Here is an 18,404-nt window from a genome sequence, read left to right on the forward strand (position 1 = left end):
AAACCGGAAATCAAACCGGCGGTACCGTCGATCACGAGCGGTTTGTTGCCTTTGCCTGCTTTGCCGACGGTAATCTTGTCGGCCAGCGAGAAGCCGATGCCGTTTTCGTCGGCGCGGGTCAGGATGTTGCCGTCGCCTTTGACGCTCAGGCTGTCACCCAGTTTCTTCGCACCGGTCGTGCCGTTGTCGGCGGCAAAGGTCAGACCTTTGTTGTCCACCGCGTCTTTCGCCGCTACGCCTTTGGCGATGTCGGCTTTGGCTTCGTCAGTCAGATCCAAAGCGTAATCGGTGACACCGTCGGCGTCTTTCGCACCTTCGCTGACTTTAACCGCACCATTAGCCGCTTGGCTGAGGGTGGTCTTGTCGGCGTTGACGGTGTACTCGGTGTTGTTGCCGTCCACTTTTTCGCTGACGGTCACGTTCTTACCGGCTGCGACGGTAGTGGTTTTTTCGGTTGCGGCGAGTTGTTCGTTCAACTGGGCAACGTTGACGGCGTCGGTGGCTGCCGTACCTTTGGCTACGTTGGCAATCTTGTTGCCGCCGTTGTTCAGACCGGCATTGGTCAAAGACACTTGGCTTGGCGAACCGTCCGCACCGATCTTCAGACCTTCTCCGCTCAGTACGCTGTTGCCGGAGATGAAGCTGTCGGCGAGTACGGTAGTAGCAGAAACCGTACCGAATTCGACGTCGTCTGAAGTCTCAATCGTCAGCTCTTTACCGCTGCGTTTCACTCGGATGTTCTTACCTTGTTTCACGGTCACGGTGTCGCCTGAAGCGATGTTTTCACTGTCGCTGTCGGCTTCGTCGTTGGCTTTCAGGTTCCAGCCTTTACCTACGGTCTCTTTCACTGCGGCAATCGCGTCGTGAACGTTGTCTTTGCCTGTACCGCCGATGTCGTTAGTGGCTACGTTGCCTTTGTCGTTGGCCGCGTTACCACCAAGGAGTTTCGCCAGGTTGGCTTGAGTTTCGTTCAACTGTTCTTCAGTTGCAGCTTGACCTTTGGTAGCGAAGCCCGCACCACCCAACGCTTGGTTGGTCAGTCCGCTGACAATACCTTCTTTACCGTCAATCACTACCGGTTTGCCGCCGTTCGCTGCGTCTTTGCCGATGGTAACTTTCTCAGCCAGACTAAAGTCGATCGCTTTACCTGTACCGCTTGTAGTAACGATGTTCTTGTCTTTGCTTGTGTACTTGACAGTATCACCCAAGTTCACTTTTTCAGACGACCCGTTGTCCGCAACAATGTTCAGACCTTTGCCGACTTCTTCGCCCACTTTATCCAAAGCGTCTTGAACGGTACCTACGGCATCATGTTTCGTACCGTCTGCTTTGGTTACAGTAAAGACAGGAGCTTCAATCGCGCCGGTAGTCGGGTTAATGCTGGTATTCAACGCTTTGGCAATCGGGTTCAGCTGGCTGACGTTAACCGCATCAGTGTCTGCCGCACCTTTGGCTACGTTGGTAATCTTGTTACCGCCGTTGTTCAGACCGGTAGTGGTCAGAGACACTTGGTTCGGAGAACTGTCTGCACCGATCTTCAGACCGTCGGTAGTCAATACGCTGTTGCCTGCGATGACAGTTTCTGCAATCGCAGTAGTAGCATTGACAGTATTGAACTCAACGTCTTCCGCAGTCGTTACGGTGATGTTCTTACCGTTGCGGGTCACTTTGATGTTTTTACCTTCTTTAATGGCTACTTCATCATCAGGACTGATTTTTTCAGACGACGTTTCTTCGTTGACTTTCAGCTTCCAACCTTTCTCGGCAGTCTCTTTCACTGACTTGATCGCCTCGTGAATGTTGCCTTTGCCTGTGTCGCCAATGTTGGCAGTGGTTACGTTGCCGTTGTTGTTCTCAGCTTCTCCGCCCAAGATGGTTTTCAGGTTCACTTGGGTTGCGTCCAACTGGGCTTCGGTCGCGGCTTTGTTCGAAGTCGCAAAGTCTGTGCCGCCCAATGTGGTGTTGGTCAGTCCGCTCACTGTACCGGTCGTACCGTCAATCACAACCGGTTTTTGACCTGCTTTGCCAACGGTAATCTTGTCAGCCAAGCTGAAGTCTATTTCGTTACTGCCTACAGTCGTTACGATATTTTTATCTTTGCTCGTGTAGGTTACGGTTTCGCCCAGGTTGATTTTGTCCGCATTGCCGTTGTCCGCTGCAATGTTCAGACCTTTGCCGACTTCTTCGCCTACTTTGTTCAATGCGTCTTGAACGGTGCCTACGGCTTCATGTTTCGTACCGTCCGCTTTGGTTACGGTAAAGGCAGGTGCTGCAACATCTCCGGTTACCGGATCAATGCTGGTATTCAACGCTTTGGCAATCGGGCTCAGCTGGCTTACGTTCACTCCGTCGGTGGCATCCGTACCTTTGGCTACTTTGGCAATCTTGTTGCCGCCGTTGTTCAGACCGGCAGTAGTCAGTGACACTTGGTTCGGAGAACTGTCATCACCAATCTTCAGACCATCGGTCGTCAGTACGCTGTCGCCCGCGGTAACTTTAGGCGTAGTCAGTCCGGCAGCGGTCAATTCGCTGTCGCCTGCCTTCAAAGTCTCGGCAGTTACACTGTTCAACGTAACGTCGTCTTTCAGCTTGACTTTAATGCCGTCTGTACCCGCTTCGGTAACCACATTTTTGTTGTCGCCTTTAATTGCCAGCGTTTCGTCCAGTTTTTTGGTTACAGGAGAGCCGCTGTTGCCACTGAAGGTAATACCTTTGGTGTCAACAATCTCTTTTGCATCCACGCCTTTTTGAATCTCGGCTTTTGCGGCGTCTGTAAGGTCAAGTTCGTAGTTGGTAGTTTTGGTTTGGTTGGCGTTTGCTTTTTCAGACGACTCCAACTTCAATTTACCGCCATCTTTCACGCTGACGGTTGTATTGTCAGCATGAACGGTGTAGGTCGTTTTATTACCTGCTTCCACAGCAGTAACATGGGTATTGTCGCCCTTTTCGACCACGCTGGTTTTTTCGCTGTTGGCAACAGCCTCATTGATGGCTTGTGCAACATCGGCAGCCGTGGCGAAAGCATCGCCCGCCTTTCCAGCATTAACCGTACCGTCCGTACCTGCTGTCAATGTAGATTTATTGACATTGAACGCAACGGCGCCCCCTTTGTTTTCGGCGGTCGTACCTGTGCCATTAACGAAGTTCAGCTTGGAATCAGCTTGATTCAACGTTTTAGCATCTTCGCCGTTAACTTGTACGCCGATGTTTTGCAATGCGCTGTCGGCTTTTGTCAAAGAGGCTTTGGTTTTGTCTGACAAATCCAAATTGTAGGTAGTGACATTGGTGGTTGTATTTTCAGACGACGTCAGTTTCAAACCGTTGTCTGCGCCTTCCGCAGAGACAGCCGCACCTTTGGCATTGACGGTGTAAACCGCATGCCCGTCAGTCAGGCTATCGGTTTTAGTAACACTGACGACGTTTGTACCTTTTTGAACCTCGGTTTTCGCGGCTTTAACTTGTTTGTAGCTTGCTGCGTCGGTATCTACTGCACCGTCGGCAATGTTGGTAACTTTATTACCGCCGTTGGAGAGTCCGTCAGCAGTCAGTCTCACTGGGTTGCTGCCGGAGCCAATGGTTACGCCGGAGCCGTTAACGGTCGTACCTCCAGTAGTAACGCCATCGCTGAAGGCTGCGGAAGTCAGGCCGGTCAATTCTTTTGCCAGTTTGACGTTCAATGTGCCGCTGTTTTTGTCCGCAACGACGCCGATATTGTTTTCAGACAATTTATCCGCATTGTTTTGTCCGCCTTTAACGGCTACGGTGCTGCCTAACAAGCGGTCGATTTTTTCACCTGAATCACCTTCGAAATATAACGGCGTACGTACAGCATTGCTCAAAGCGGTAAGCGCACTACCCACATTGTTGTAATTAGCTACGCTTGCTTTTGAAGGGTCGCCTGAAATGACGCTGTAAGTCGGCGCAGTAATCGTGCCGTCGGGATTCACTTTAGTACCGATGGCTTCAGCAATTTTGTTCAATTGGGAAACATTGACCGCATCATTGGCTTTAGCACCGTCCTTCACATTGCCGACTGTGGTCGGAGTAGTGGTTTGCGGATCGGTCGGGTTTAATGCGGCAATGGTTACATCGCCTGTGTATGTTGTATCGTCATCCAAATGTTTGAACGATACGATTTTTTGGCTTGTAACAGGGTCTCTGGTAACCTCGCGCTTCAGCAATCTGCCATCTTTATCAATATAAGAGAACGGCGCATCATTATTGACAGTCGTCAGCGTGCTGACGCGCAGGTTTGCCATTGCTTCTTGCAATTGCTCCAGATTGACCGCGTCGCCGGCAGTATCACCTTTGGCAACATTGGTAATCTTGTTGCCGCTCATATCCAATCCACCCTTAGCGGTAACTTTGCCCGCGAATTCCGGATTATCGACGGTATTGATGCTGACGGTTGCACCGTTTTGACGCAGGGAGATATTTTTGCCCGCTTCCAGCGTAATGGTCGAACCGCTGGTAATGTTTTGAAGCGAGTCATCTTGTACCGTACCGTTGGTATTAGCAGTTTTCGCTGTTGTCAGCTTGAACGGTTTGTACGCATTAGTATTCAGCTCACGGATAGCCGCATCGATGGTATTTTGACCTGTACCGCCGATGTTGCTCATTGTAAAGCTGCCATCTTCGCCGACTGCAGCATCACCACCCAATACATTTTTAACAGTTTTGGCAGTATTGCCCAAAACGTTTTGTACCGCGTACAGCTGGCTGCCGTTGATGGCATCGGTAGAAGTATTAGAGATTTCACCCGGAGCAACGTTTTTCAGTTGACGTTCGTAGCCTGCCGTACCGAAAGACACTTGGTCGCCCGGATTAATATTGTTGCCGCCTGCAAAACCTGAGTATTTCAGATTGTTGACAGTAGCTTCGTTGACTTTGGTTGCATCGGTTGCAGTCGTACTGCCCGCACCGATTGCCACAGAGTTACCTTTAGTAGCTTTCGCGCCCATACCGAATGCAGCAGAGGCAACGCCTTCGGCACGTGTACCCGTACCAAAGGCGGTAGACAATTCGCCTGTTGCCTTTGATTTAGTACCAATCGCTACCGCAGCTTCGCCTGAGGTCGTCTGTTCAGTAGCATTTTGACCGGTTATCATCACATCGCCGGTATAGTCTTGATAAACCTCTTTAACCGTTTTACCCGTACCGGCTACAGTTTTCACCGCAACGTTCTCCCAGTCGTCCGCACCGATGGCAATAGAAGAATTGCCTTGTGCTTTTACATTGTTACCAATGGCAGTGGATTGATCACCCCATGCATTGGCATATGAACCGATAGCAACGGTTTGATTGTAATCTTGTCCGGATGCGGACATTGCAGGATTGGTTGCAGAAGCGTTATAGCCGATAACGACAGAGCGCGAGTTATTGGATTGAGCCTGATCACCGATAACAACGGCTCTATATTTCAAAGCCTGTGCGTTATTACCGATAGCAATTGCCGTAGATTCAGCCGCATGGCTGGACGTACCAATGGCGATGCTATTACTATAATCGGCGTTTGCACCATTACCTAAAGCGATAGCGTTTTCCAAACGTGTATGGCTGTTCAAACCAAGCGCCAACGAAGCCGCGCCGTCTGCATTGGCAGCACGTCCTAACGCAACAGAATCTTCCTTCCAAGCATTATTGCCCGAGCCGATAGCGATAGCAAATCTTTGATCAGCCTTCGTAGCGGCACCGAATGCAATGGTGTCAGCACCATTAGCAACAGCCCCTTTACCGATTGCCATTGCCCGATTTTGCACAGCATCGGCACTAGTACCGATAGCAACAGTATCTTCTCCTTTTGCTTTGCTTTCATTACCTACCGAAACAGCATTCAAATTCAGAGCTTGTGCTTGTCGACCCACAGCCACAGAGCCTATTGCTTGAGCATTGGCATTGAAACCGAACGCTGACGCACCTGCTTTTGTAGCTTTGGCATATGGACCAACGGCAGTAGTAGAATCATCAGTAGCTCTTGAGCCGTCACCCACAGCCACGCTGGATTTACCTGATGACTCAGTATCCTGACCACCTGCAAACGAGTTTTGACCATAGGCATTTGCTTTCTGACCGATGGCGGTTGCATTCTTGCCGCTTGCTTTACTTAGAGCACCAACGGCGACCGAGCCTTCACCCGTAGTCTCGCCATTAATAGTGGAATTAGAGCCTGCGGCCGCCTCAACAGTAGCCTTATTACCAATTACAACCGCATTACTTGCAGCCGCTTTGGCCTCAGGGCCAGCGGCAATCGCGTTTTCGCCTGTCGCGCCGTCGTTGTTGTAGTTGGCTTTAGTTTGATCTTCGTTTTTGACGCTGTAAAAATGGGTTTGCGACGTACCGGTCAGCTTACCGTCAACAACCTTGATGGTTTTGTCGTCCACCTTAACGTCGTATTTGACTTTAGTATTACCATCTGCTTCGGTATCAACGGTAACGGTAGTCGCATTGCCGTCGGCAAATTGCACGCTTTCGCCGGGCGTAACAATGCCCTTCGCCGCGCCTGCATTATCTTTGACGGTAAAGCCTTGGTTGACGTAAGTATTGAGATTGGTCAGCGCATCAGCGACGCTCCGAGCAGGAGTTGCATTGAAGTTAGCTGTACCATTACCTGCCATATTCGGCGTAGCACTGCCTTTGAGCACGTTATAAGACGGTAACGTTACCGTACCTTGACGGTTTGTAGGATCAGTACTCACAGTCGCGCCGCCGCCCAATGCATCGGCAACCGCTTTGGCGATATTGCCCGAACCAGCATGAAGCGCGTAAAGCTGGCTGCCGTTAATCGCGTCGGTGGAAGTTGCAGTGATTGCACCTGGGGCAACATTTTTAAGCTGGCGTTCGTAGCCTGCCGTACCAAAAGAAACCTGTGACCCATGCGTCAAGTTGTTCGTACCCGCGAAACCACCATAGGTAATACCATTGACAGTTGCAGTAGTTATCTTTTCCGCATTAATGGTTGTGGTCGAGCCCGCACCGATGGCAACGGATTTATCTTGAGTAGCAGATGCGCCCACACCGAATGCTGATGCACCCAAACCGCTAGCTGTCGTTCCCGGACCAAAAGCCGTTGACAATGAACCGCTCGCAACTGCCCTAACACCGACCGCAACTGCCGCCGTAGCCGCTTCCGTACCTTTATAACCCCCGGCCATATCAGAGCCAGTCAATTTTTTGTACTGTGTATTGACGCTTTCTTTTGCAATATCCCAGTCATCACCGCCGATGGCGATAGACGAGTCCCCTACCGCACGGGTATTGTTACCAATGGAGGTTGATTGCTGACCCGAAGCAGTGGCATCCGGACCTATGGCAACCGCTTGATTCCTCCCTGTCGCCTTAGCTCCCGTACCGATGGCAATACCTTGTCTGGAGGTTGCTTTAATTTCTCCATAAAGAGGATCATCACTACCAATAACGATAGAAGCCTCTCCCGTTGCCTGTGTATTTTTACCGATAGCAATCGATTTAAGAATTGATGCATTTGCGTTCGTTCCAAAAGCAACCGCATCTATGCCCGTAGCCTTCGCATTCGTACCGAAAGCAAGCGTATCATCCCTCGTAGCCATCGCACGTCGACCAATGGCGGTACTGCGAGTCCCTGAAGCCAAAGTCGCGCCACTGCCGTCATTCAATTCTGTATTTTTATCTCGCCCAAAGCGGTCACTACCGCCAATAGCAACCGCGAATTGGCCTGTGGCCTGTGTCCAACTACCAATGGCTGTTGCACCCCTTGCCTTCGCCTCGGCACGACCACCCAAAGCAGTAGTCCATTGATCTGATGCAACAGTATCCGCACCAACAGCGGTTGCCTTAGCTGCGTTTGAATTTGAACCTGTACCAATTGCAATCGCATTATTACCATCAGCATATGTAGCTGTAGTTGGATCACTACCACCAATTGCAATAGCACCCGTGTTTAAACCATTAGGCGGCGCAGCCCTTGTTCCTGCACGCGCATAGGCACCAACTGCAACAGCGCCTGTACCATTAGCATGAGCGCCATTGACAGCAGTTTCACCACCTCCACCATTTGCAACCGCAGCGGTAGGCGCAACCACTGCCCAAGCTCCTTCGGAAAATCCCAATAATGCCGCGCTCAACGCCGTCAGCCTGAATAAGGTTTTCAGACGACCTTCCTCTAAGGCGCGCACATCCCCTTCAGCACATTCGCTGCTTGATTTGACACGTCCCTTCGCCAATTCGGAGGTAACGACGAAAGAGCCGATGGTACGGTTCCATACAACTTTGAAAATCTTATTCATAACAATCTCTCTGGGTTGGATTTATTAAAAATATCGGATTGAATTCAGGCATATATAATCAAAACAAGACGTACTCCCCGCACTGCCCCGCCGCCGGATCTTTTTCTTCAGGCACACGCGGATTTTATGAGACAGGCATTCATTTATTTTGTTTATATATTATTAAAAATCAACTTTCCTGACGTTAATTGTCACTTAAATACATTTTTTAGAACATTTCTATATCGGTAAAAATAGTATATAAGCTTCATTAAATTACCGCTTATATAAAATAAGCCCCGATAATCTCTAAAATTTTTTTATTTTTTGACGTATATTTACATATCAAATTGGAACTATACATGTCATACTGCAATTTTTATGCCAAACTCTCATATTGAATTTATTGCTATGTCGTTTTATAAAATATTTATACTTGAATGAATATGATGATAAATCCAAGATGCCGTTGCAACGGTATTGATTTGTAGAATTAATCCTTCACCCTGTGCTTATCACCTTCTATCGCAAGAAACTGAATTGATGACATGAACGTGCGCCAAACTTGGGAGAACATCACTTTGCTGCCGCCATGACTCACGACAACTGCATTTGTGTGCAAGCCTCACGTTACATTCCAATCTTTAAAACTCTTGACAGCAAACATGGGAACACAACGCAAAAAGGTCGTCTGAAAATGCGTGCATCGCAAACCCGATGCTTTTTCAGACGACCTTCTTAAAACAAACTGCTATAAACCGTAACGCGGACTTTGCCCGCGACAATACAACTTCCCTTCCACCATAAATTCCATCAACTGCACTCGCGGGCATAGCCCGCGCTACACTCCGGTCTTTCAAACTCTTGATGGCAGAAACGGGAAAACAACGCAAAAAGGCCGTCTGAAATATCCATAGCGGGTTTCGCTACTTTTCAGACGACCTTTTGAAGGTGGATTGCAATACAGCTATAAAATAAAAAAGAATCAACGCCCCATTTCGCTCTGCATGGCGCGGATGCTTGCCTGCCTGTCGCTGACATCACGGGTCAGGCGGTTGATTTTTGCCTGATCCCCCTGACGGCGGGCGGCGGCAAGTTGGGATTGGGCGCGCGCGAGTGCGGCCTGTTCGTTGCGGACTTCTTTTTGAAGGATTTGCTTACGCGACATTTGGGGCTTCGCAGGTGCGGATACAACGGGCGCAGGAAGGATTTTCGCTTTGCGGTTCATCTCTGCGGCACGCGCTTTGGCGGCTTTGGTATCCGGCTGGTTGCGCAGTCTCACATCCAGGCGGGGATTGGCGGCTTCTGCGGTGTTGGTTACGCTGCTTACTGCCGGACGCGGAAGGATTTTAATGTCGTCGATTTCGGGGGCTGCCTGACCGATGGCTTCTTTCAGGCTGACCGTTTCGGGAACGGCGCTGTCGGCTTCTTCGCTGCTGACGGTCGCGCTGCCGTCAACATGGGACACGGTACATTCGGCACCGGTTTTCTGGTTGGTAAAGACAATGCCGTTTGCGGTTTTGCAGATATAGGTAACGGGATTTGCGGATACGGCTGAGCTGCTGAGGCAGAGCGCAGCCGCAAGGATATGGGGTATCGGTTTCATGGCGGCCTGAAGGTTTTCGGTAAGCGGACATTATACTATGCTGCCGGTTAGAGAATTTCAACTTATCTTTTAAGAATGTTAAATTCGACGGATTACGGAAAATCAAGGTCGTCTGAAATCCGTTTTTCAGACGACCTTTTCCATATACGTGCGAGTAGCATTCACACTACCGATCAGAGAGACAATTTTCCGCCGCCTCGTCCCACAACTCCCTCTTCTTCCTTGCCGTCAGTTTTTTGATGGCGATTTCCTGTTTCAGCGCCTCGCTTTTGGAGAGGTTGTCTGAAACGACACGCATCGCCGTCGGTTTGTTCAGCCGCGTGTATTTCGCGCCTTTGCCGGCGAGGTGGGCGGCAAACCGTTCTTGCGGGCGGTTGCTGATGCCGCAGTAGAGTGCGCCGTTTTCGCACAAAATCAGGTAAACGCTCCAATTTTCCGCACTCATGCGTCTGCTTCCTTGGCGAAACTTTCCGTAAAGATACGGACGGCGGCTTCGGTTTTGGCAGACTGGACACGATAAGGCGTCACCAAATAGAGGCTGACCGGCGGCAGCGTCCATTCAGGCAAAACGGTTTTCAGACGACCTTGGGCGATTTTTTCCCGAACTTCGCCGCCCACTTGCAAAGACAAACCGAAACCGCTTTCGGTCAGGCTGCACACGGCGGCAAGATGCGTGCAGGCAATGCTGTCTGCGATGTCGAGGAAATAGCTTTCGCCGCCGTGTTGCAAGGTTGTGCGGACGGGCAGGAAGTGCAGCCAGCGGTGGGCATGAAGCTGCGAGGGATGGGTAATGGGCGGATGGCGGTCTAGATAATCGGGCGCAGCGCAAATGGTGTACTGCCAGGTAACGAGATGACGCGCGACCAGATTGGGATCGTCTAGGGCGCGGTCGCCGCCGCGTATGGCGATGTCGGTTTGGCTGTGTTGCAGGTCGTCCAAAGTATCGCTGAAATTGAGGACGGGGCGGATTTTGGGAAACTCGGTTTGCAATCGTGCAAACGCCGTCTGAAAAGCGCGGGACTCGATGACGGTGGAAGTCAGGGAAATACGCAGTTCGCCGACGGGTTCGGTTTTGAGGTTGTCGATAATGGTACGCGTATCGGCAAGGGTGGCGGCGAGGCGGCAGCAGTATTCGCCCAAGGCTCTGCCGGCATCGGTCGGCACAAGGCTGCGCGTACTGCGGTTTAACAGCTTGATGCCGTGCAGGGTTTCGAGGCGGTTGATGTGCTGGCTGACGGCAGACGGGGTCATGCCCAGCGCAGCGGCGGCGGCGTTCATGCTGCCGTGTTCGAGGACGGCGGCGAAAACGAGCAGGGGTTTGATGTCTTGCATTCTATTTCTATTACTTAGTTCAACTTAACAATAACAACAGCAAATCAGGGATTATCAAGCGTTTCAGACGACCTTACAATGCGTTCATCTAATCAATCACATCCCAACAAGGAGTCAAACATGAAAATCGCAGTCATCGGCGCAACAGGTTATGTCGGCAACGCAGTCGTTCAAGAATTAGCAGGTCGCGGTCATGAAATTACCGCTTTCGCGCGCAATACGGATAAAGTGTTCCAAGCGCAAAATGTTGCCGCCGTCTCCGCAGACGTGAACGCGGCAGATTTCGCCGACAAGCTGGCAGGCTTTGACGCTGTGGTCAGCGCGTTCAATCCCGGCTGGACCAATCCCAATATCGGCGCGGATTTTACACGCGGCGCAAACAGCATCGTCGAAGCGGCAAAAGCGGCGCAAGTGCCGTATCTCTTAATCGTCGGCGGCGCGGGCAGCCTGTATGTCGCGCCTGATTTGCAAGTTGTCGATACGCCCGACTTCCCCAAAGCCATTTACGACGGCGCCAATGCCGCACGCCATCTCTTGACCGCACTCCTGCCGCGCCGCGATGTGAACTGGTCTTTCGTTTCCCCTCCGGCACGACTGGGCGCGGACGGCGGGTTCGGCGAAGACAAAACCGGCAAATACCGCTTGGGCAAAGACGATTTGCTGATGGACGGTGAAATTCCGGCAGGCATCAGCGTAGCGGATCTGGCGGTCGCCATCGCCGACGACGCGGAAAACAAAACGCAATTGTTTGAACGCTTTACCGTTGCCGCCGCTTAACCGCTGTCTAGAGCAAAGGTCGTCTGAAAACCTTAAAAATCAAGTTTTCAGACGACCTTTCCCTCCCCCAAACCAAAAGGAAATCGAAAATAAAAAAAATCATCGCCGTCTTACTGACCGCAGCAGCTCTCTCATCGACCGCCGCATACGCCGCTTCCCAAGCCAAACCCGTACATACCAAAGCCGCGCAAACCCAAGAGGCACGCAACAAAGCCAACGCCCTTGCCTTCTACGACCTCGCATTCAACCAACACAAACTGCAAGAAGCCGTCAGCAAATATGTCGGCAAAACCTACATCCAGCACAATCCGACCGTTGCCGACGGCGGACAAGCCTTTATTGACGCCTTCGCCCCGTTTTTGAAAGAAAATCCCGGCTCGCGCGCCGAAGTGAAACGTATCGCGGCGGAAGGCGATTTGGTGTTCATGCACGTCTTCAGCCAAACCTCCGCCCAAGACCGGGGCGAAGCGGTCGTCGATATTTTCCGCTTCGACCGCAACGGTAAAATCGTCGAACATTGGGACGTGATTCAATCCGTACCGGAAAAAACAGTGGGCGGGCATTCTATGTTTTAAAATGCCTTGAAGCGATACGGCCAAATGTGCAAAGGTCGTCAGAAAACCCAATTTTTAAGGTTTTCAGACGACCTTTATAATTTTACGTCCGGTTTTACAAAAATCTTAACCTTGGTTAATTTACGAAAATATTTTGGAATTTACAATCGGCAAATCATTTGTATTTACAATGCAAATTTTTGTAACTAACGAAATAATATACATTAAAAACAACAAGATTTCTTTCTTTCCGTCATCATTGTTTTATAATATATGCATATATTATAATACTGCATTTTTTGTTCGCGCCGTTTTTATATAAGGCGTAAAACTTTTTTTCCCCTTTTACTCTAAACCTGCGAACAACTCCTCCTCTTTCCCTGAATGCCTCCACAGGCAGGCACGGCGCGAGTCCGACATGGTCGCGTCGGTTTGTTTTCCATCACATGAGACCTATCATGAAAAATACCACCATTCAGAAATTTGCAGATAAAACCGCCAAAATCGGTATCGTCGGCTTGGGCTACGTCGGCCTGCCTCTGATGCTCCGTTATGTGGACATCGGTTATCAGGTTTTGGGCTTCGACATCGACAAAACCAAAGTCGACAAACTCAACAAAGGCGAGACCTACATCGAGCATATTCCTGCCGAGAAAATCGCCGCCGCTTCAAACAGCCTGTTTGAAGCCACCACCGACTTCTCCCGCATCGGCGAAGTGGAAGCCGTGATTTTGTGCGTACCGACTCCGTTGAACAAATACCGCGAGCCGGACATGAGCTTCGTTATCGACACCACCGACGCGGTGAAACCTTACCTGCGCGCCGGTCAAGTGCTGTCTTTGGAATCCACCACCTACCCCGGTACGACCGAAGAAGAATTGCTGCCGCGCGTTGAAGAAGGCGGTCTGAAAGTCGGCAAAGACGTGTTCTTGGTTTACTCTCCGGAACGCGAAGACCCGGGTAACCCGAATTTTGAAACCCGCACCATCCCGAAAGTCATCGGCGGCCATACCCCTGCTTGTCTGGAAGTCGGTATCGCGCTGTATCAGCCTGCCATCGACAAAGTCGTACCGGTAAGCTCCACCAAAGCCGCCGAGCTGACCAAGCTTCTGGAAAACATCCACCGCGCCGTGAACATCGGTTTGGTGAACGAGATGAAAATCGTCGCCGACAAAATGGATGTCGATATTCACGAAGTCATCGCCGCCGCGGCAACCAAACCGTTCGGCTTCGTCGCCTACTATCCCGGTCCGGGCTTGGGCGGACACTGCATCCCCATCGACCCGTTCTACCTGACTTGGAAAGCGCGCGAATACGGCGTGAACACCCGCTTCATCGAGTTGGCAGGCGAAGTGAACTCCCACATGCCCGACTACGTTATCGGCAAAGTGGGACTGGCTTTGAACGAACACAACCGTTCCATCAAAGACAGCAAAATCTTGGTTTTGGGTATCGCCTACAAGAAAAATGTGGACGACATGCGCGAAAGCCCGTCTGTGGAAGTGATGGACCGCCTGCACAAATTGGGGGCAAACATTTCCTACTCCGACCCGCACGTGCTTGAGTTCCCGTACATCCCCGGCCACCACTACTTCGACCTGAAGAGCGAGCCGCTGACGCAGGAAACCGTAGCGAAATACGACTGCGTGGTGTTGACCACTGACCACGATAAGTTTGACTACGACATGATTGCCGAACACGCCAAACTGATTGTCGATACGCGCGGCAAATTCCCTGCGAAAAACCCGAAAGTCGTGAAAGCGTAATACCTTTGACGATTGAGGCGGACTGCCTGCCGACGGGTTTCGGCAGGCAGTCGGCTTTCTTAGGCCGTTTGTTTTCAGACGACCTAAGAAAGCTCTTATTTGCATGACGCGGCTGCGTTTTCAGGTCGTCTGAAAATCTCGGCTGCAACAAACCCCACCTATTTATGAATATAAAAAAAATACTCGGCTATGCCTTAGGCCCGATAGGCAGCGCGGCTTTCGGCATCCTCTCGCTTCCGCTGATTTCATGGTACTACCCTGCGGAAGACATCGGCCGCATCGTCTTACTGCAAACCATCTCCGGCCTGACCATCCTGATTTTGGGGCTGGGTTTGGATCAGGCGTATATCCGCGAATACTACGCCGCCAAAGACAAAGCGTCCCTGTTTAAATCCATCAGCCTGTCACCTTTCGTTTTGGCGATTGTCGTGATTTTGGCAGTGCTTGTATGGAATACGGCTTGGCCGGCAGATTTGATTTTTGATTTGCAAGATAAAACCCTGGGTTTATTGTTTTTAATTTTCCTGTTGACCAGCCTTTTTGCGCGGTTTCTCTCCCTGATACTGAGGATGCAGGAAAAAGCCGTCGCCTTTTCCCTCAGCCAACTTACACCGAAATTCCTGATTTTGGCGTTGGTTTTGTTATTCGTTTTCAGCGGTGTCGAAACTGATACCGTCAGTCTTGTTCTTGCCTACACCGTGGCGCAAGTATTGACTGTCGCCGTTTTGACATACCAAACCAGACATGAACTGCGCGCTGCTGCGCGCGCTCCTTGGTCGTCTGAAACCCATCATGCAAGCCTGCGCTACGGCTTGCCCTTGGCATTTGGAAATTTGGCTTATTGGGGATTGACCTCGATCGATCGTTTTGCGCTCAAACAGTGGGCGGGTTTGGATGAGCTTGGCATTTACTCGATGGCGGTCAGCTTCGGCGCGGTTGCCCTGATTTTTCAAAGCGTATTCTCAACCATTTGGGCGCCTTTGGTGTTCAAATGGGTGGAAAACAAAACCCATTTGGATAAAATCGGCGGCATCACTCTTTCGATGACCGAATTAATCAGTGCGATGATTTGTTTTATCGGCATTTTCTCGCCCGTCGTTACTTGGATATTGCCCGACAAATACGCTACGGTACAGTTTTTACTGCTCTCATGTATGTTATATCCGCTGTTCTATACGCTTACGGAAGTCAGCGGTATCGGATTGAACGTTGTCAAACGGACTTGGTTGATTACAGCAGTCAACATTGTTGCTTTTGCCATCAATTTCGGTCTGCTCTCGCTACTGGTTCCCCATTTGGGGGCGCGTGGTGCGGCCATAGCGAGCGCAATATCGTTTTGGGTGTTTTGCGTCATCAAAACCGAATTTTCATCTAGGGTATGGCGCTCTCTGCCGCGGCTGAAAATTTATACCAATACTGCTTTGAGCGTACTGCTTTGTGTGAGCTACACCTATTTCGGCACAAAGGAAAACTATCCGTTGTTCGCCTTGCTTTGGCTGGCAGGACTTTCTTATCTGATATGGTGTCGCAAGTCATCCCTTATTTCAGCAGCAGCTGCTGTCAAGAGTCGTCTGAAAAGATAATCCAAAGGAAGCAGCAGTTTTCAAACAGACACAAAACCATCGGAACTGAAACTTTTCGGCCGATATACCGCCCAATGCATTACCGACGCATTCAGTCGGATTCTGCGGTCAGACAAATTGTTTCTGCATATAATAATATTTCCGAAACCGTCCCACCTCAGGAAACAAAGTGAAACTCAAAACACAAACTTTATACATTACGCTGATATACACGATTTCAACCGCCTATATGCTGGGGCCGATGCTGTCGTACAAAGCCGGGATTCCGCGTATCGACAATCCCCTGACCATCCTGCTGCTGCCTACCGCCCTGCTGCTTTTTGCGTTAGAGTCCAAACGGTTCAACGGCAAAGCAGGCAAAATGCTGGCGGCGCTTGCCATCATGTGCGGTTGGGGCGGCATCCATCTGTTTATTACCACGCTGGATTCGGTCAGGATTATGGATACGTTTTTTTTCCTGTCCCTACCCAGCCTGTTTTATCTGCTGTACCTGGTATTGAGCCGGCATGAAAATCCGGCGGCGTTTATCCGCCGCCTACTGCTGTTTTTCTGCGCATTCATCATCATCCCGCCCGCTGTGGAGATTTTGACCGGCATCCAATTCGTTCAAGCAGATGAAGTATTGGCGATTGACGCGGGGATTATTAAAGGTTTCTTCTTTAACCCTAACAACTTAGGCACGACCGCCCTCTGTTTCGCACCTGCCGTTTTAGTATTTTTCAATATTGACGTCAGTAAAAAAGAATATTTGCTCGGCTGGATGCTTTTTTTATGTTTAGGCGTAGTCATTTTTGCCAGTGCGTCGCGTACCGCCACTTTGTGTTACATCATTTTGTTTATCCTGAACCTGATTTACCGTAACAACGGGCTGTTTACGCTGATGACCATAGGCGTTACAGGCGCGGGCTTGTCGATGATTCCGAAACATTACATTGCTGATTTCCTGCTCTCCCTGCACGGCAATGCCTTTTTGGAAAATATTTCCTCACGCCTGTATTTATTCCTATTTGATTTGGAAAGCGACAATTCGGTCGGCTATCGTCAGGAAATCTATAACTATTTCTGGGAACATCCGCCATTCCTGCTGTTGGGCTATGGTCCGAAAAAATTCCAAGAATATTTCGGCGGCCACTTGAGCGACAGTCTGGCCTTTGAAAACCCGCACAGCTTCCTTATCGAGCTATATCTCGGTTTCGGCCTGATTTCGTTGGCAGCTTTCTTTTTCTATGCCGCATACTATTTCTTCTGCGTCGCCGCAGGCAGGAATATGAAAAGCAAGCAGCGCGTCATTGGGTTGGCAGCAATGGGATTGTTCCTTTTGGCAGGTTTTATCCCGTCCACCATTTTGCGTATGCCCTTCATTTGGCTGCCCTGCTTTTTGATTTTCCTGTACAGCGTCCTGCCCCAGCGCGATGCGGCGTATAACGCGTACCGATACACCCCTTGATAGAAAACACGTTATGAAAAAAATTGTTTTGACTACTTCCATGTCCGGCCTCGGCGGCACTGAAAACGCGACCTTCCGCTTAGGACGGTTGCTCAGGCAGCGCGGCCACGAGGTCGTCCTTGCCTCTTCCGATGGCCCGCTCATCAAAGAAACCCAAGCCTTGGGCATCCAATGGCGTCCTATTGATTTTTATCAGGGCGGCATCTTGGGCTACATCAAGGGCATGTTCGCCTACATGAAGATGTTGAAACAGGAAAAACCCGACATCGTCCACTGCCAAATGGCGCGCATCGTTCCCGCCTGCGCCATCGCAGCAAAAATAGCTTCTCCCAAAACCAAAGTGTTCTACCACGCGCGCGGTCTGGATGCTGAAACTTATCCGAAAATCGCCAAACTTTTCGACAAGCTGGGCGTATATATCATCGGCAACTGCAGACACGAACGAGAAAAACTCATCCGCCACGGCTTCCCTGCCAACCGCATTGCCTACACCTACAACGCTTTGCACAAAGCTGATTACGTTCCTGAAAAAACCGCCAAAGAGTACGTCATGCTCGGCACCCTGTCGCGCTTGGACACCGTCCGCGCCGTGCATGTGATGTTGGACATCTTTAAGAAAATGATTGACCGCAATATGCCCGTACGCCTTAACGTGGCGGGCATAGGCGAAGAGATGGACAATCTGAAGGCGCAAGCGAAACGTCTGGGCATAGACGACAAAGTCAACTTTCTCGGCGGTGTGCGCGATTTGACCGGCTATTTCAAAGATGTGGATATTTTGGTGAACACGCCGCACTGTATCGGCGACCACGGCGCAGGCGTCGGCAACAACATCCTTGAAGCCGGTCTCTACGACACGCCTGTCGTGACCTACAACATGGGCGGCATTTCCGAAATGGTCATTACCGGCGAAACCGGATACTGCTACCCCTTCGGCGAAGACGAAGCCTTTATCGAAGCCGTCGATAAACTCATCAAGCAACCCGAGCTGCGCGAGAAAATGGGCAAAGCCCTGCATAAACACGTTGAGACCTTGTGTTCCGATGATGAAATCTATCGCACCACAATGGCCGCTTACGATATGTGAGGTCGTCTGAAA

The 18,404-nt window shown here is 50.5% G+C and carries 11 protein-coding genes; 6 read left to right on the forward strand and 5 right to left on the reverse strand.

The window, feature by feature from the left end; translation table 11 throughout:
- The 4 genes from NSCA4_RS15020 to NSCA4_RS0105385 all read right to left on the reverse strand — a co-directional run.
- On the reverse strand, positions 1-8,261 hold an 8,261-nt coding region (locus NSCA4_RS15020), incomplete at its 3' end, for an ESPR-type extended signal peptide-containing protein (protein WP_141565458.1).
- A 964-nt stretch (positions 8,262-9,225) separates the two neighbouring features.
- Positions 9,226-9,846: a hypothetical protein gene (locus tag NSCA4_RS0105375; RefSeq protein ID WP_016687182.1), complete on the reverse strand. Its 621-nt coding sequence runs from the start codon at positions 9,844-9,846 to the stop codon at positions 9,226-9,228.
- A 166-nt stretch (positions 9,847-10,012) separates the two neighbouring features.
- The gene (locus tag NSCA4_RS0105380) at positions 10,013-10,291 is read right to left on the reverse strand and encodes a GIY-YIG nuclease family protein (protein ID WP_016687183.1); all 279 of its coding nucleotides are present in this window, start codon (positions 10,289-10,291) and stop codon (positions 10,013-10,015) included.
- Positions 10,288-11,178: a LysR family transcriptional regulator gene (locus tag NSCA4_RS0105385; protein WP_016687184.1), complete on the reverse strand. Its 891-nt coding sequence runs from the start codon at positions 11,176-11,178 to the stop codon at positions 10,288-10,290. The genes NSCA4_RS0105380 and NSCA4_RS0105385 overlap by 4 nt, the downstream gene beginning before the upstream one ends.
- Before the next feature lie 120 nt (positions 11,179-11,298).
- Here NSCA4_RS0105385 and NSCA4_RS0105390 point away from each other — a divergent pair, with 120 nt between their 5' ends.
- On the forward strand, positions 11,299-11,955 hold the full coding sequence (locus NSCA4_RS0105390; RefSeq protein WP_016687185.1) for an NAD(P)-dependent oxidoreductase: 657 nt from the start codon (positions 11,299-11,301) through the stop codon (positions 11,953-11,955).
- 7 nt (positions 11,956-11,962) lie between these two features.
- Here the strand turns inward: NSCA4_RS0105390 and NSCA4_RS16015 are convergent, their stop codons facing one another.
- Positions 11,963-12,172 (reverse strand): hypothetical protein, encoded by a 210-nt coding sequence (locus NSCA4_RS16015; protein WP_255265278.1) that lies wholly within the window; start codon positions 12,170-12,172, stop codon positions 11,963-11,965.
- On the opposite strand from NSCA4_RS16015, the gene NSCA4_RS13800 reads away from it, so the two are divergent.
- The 5 genes from NSCA4_RS13800 (at position 12,069) to NSCA4_RS0105415 (ending at position 18,392) form a co-directional block, all read left to right on the forward strand.
- A complete protein-coding gene (locus NSCA4_RS13800; RefSeq protein WP_255265281.1) occupies positions 12,069-12,530 on the forward strand; it encodes a nuclear transport factor 2 family protein in 462 nt (153 codons plus the stop codon). The two genes, NSCA4_RS16015 and NSCA4_RS13800, sit on opposite strands and share 104 nt — an antisense overlap.
- A gap of 437 nt (positions 12,531-12,967) precedes the next feature.
- Positions 12,968-14,275 carry a nucleotide sugar dehydrogenase gene (locus NSCA4_RS0105400; RefSeq protein ID WP_016687187.1) on the forward strand — a complete coding sequence of 436 codons (1,308 nt, stop codon included), beginning with the start codon at positions 12,968-12,970 and terminating at the stop codon, positions 14,273-14,275.
- Positions 14,276-14,439: 164 nt separating this feature from the next.
- Positions 14,440-15,858: a lipopolysaccharide biosynthesis protein gene (locus NSCA4_RS0105405; RefSeq protein ID WP_016687188.1), complete on the forward strand. Its 1,419-nt coding sequence runs from the start codon at positions 14,440-14,442 to the stop codon at positions 15,856-15,858.
- 169 nt (positions 15,859-16,027) lie between these two features.
- Positions 16,028-17,305 carry an O-antigen ligase family protein gene (locus tag NSCA4_RS0105410; protein WP_016687189.1) on the forward strand — a complete coding sequence of 426 codons (1,278 nt, stop codon included), beginning with the start codon at positions 16,028-16,030 and terminating at the stop codon, positions 17,303-17,305.
- 13 nt (positions 17,306-17,318) lie between these two features.
- A complete protein-coding gene (locus tag NSCA4_RS0105415; protein WP_016687190.1) occupies positions 17,319-18,392 on the forward strand; it encodes a glycosyltransferase family 4 protein in 1,074 nt (357 codons plus the stop codon).
- Positions 18,393-18,404: the final 12 nt, after the last annotated feature.

It is taken from the genome of Neisseria sicca 4320, assembly GCF_000193735.1.
In the GTDB taxonomy this organism is placed as follows: Bacteria; Pseudomonadota; Gammaproteobacteria; order Burkholderiales; family Neisseriaceae; genus Neisseria; species Neisseria sicca_E.

Excerpts from the sequence above, each read along its gene's own strand:
- NSCA4_RS0105390 (WP_016687185.1), top strand. The coding sequence starts at position 11,299 with ATGAAAATCGCAGTCATCGGCGCAACAGGTTATGTCGGCAACGCAGTC.
- NSCA4_RS0105380 (WP_016687183.1), bottom strand. The coding sequence starts at position 10,291 with ATGAGTGCGGAAAATTGGAGCGTTTACCTGATTTTGTGCGAAAACGGC.
- NSCA4_RS0105415 (WP_016687190.1), top strand. The coding sequence starts at position 17,319 with ATGAAAAAAATTGTTTTGACTACTTCCATGTCCGGCCTCGGCGGCACT.
- NSCA4_RS0105385 (WP_016687184.1), bottom strand. The coding sequence starts at position 11,178 with ATGCAAGACATCAAACCCCTGCTCGTTTTCGCCGCCGTCCTCGAACAC.
- NSCA4_RS0105375 (WP_016687182.1), bottom strand. The coding sequence starts at position 9,846 with ATGAAACCGATACCCCATATCCTTGCGGCTGCGCTCTGCCTCAGCAGC.
- NSCA4_RS0105405 (WP_016687188.1), top strand. The coding sequence starts at position 14,440 with ATGAATATAAAAAAAATACTCGGCTATGCCTTAGGCCCGATAGGCAGC.
- NSCA4_RS0105400 (WP_016687187.1), top strand. The coding sequence starts at position 12,968 with ATGAAAAATACCACCATTCAGAAATTTGCAGATAAAACCGCCAAAATC.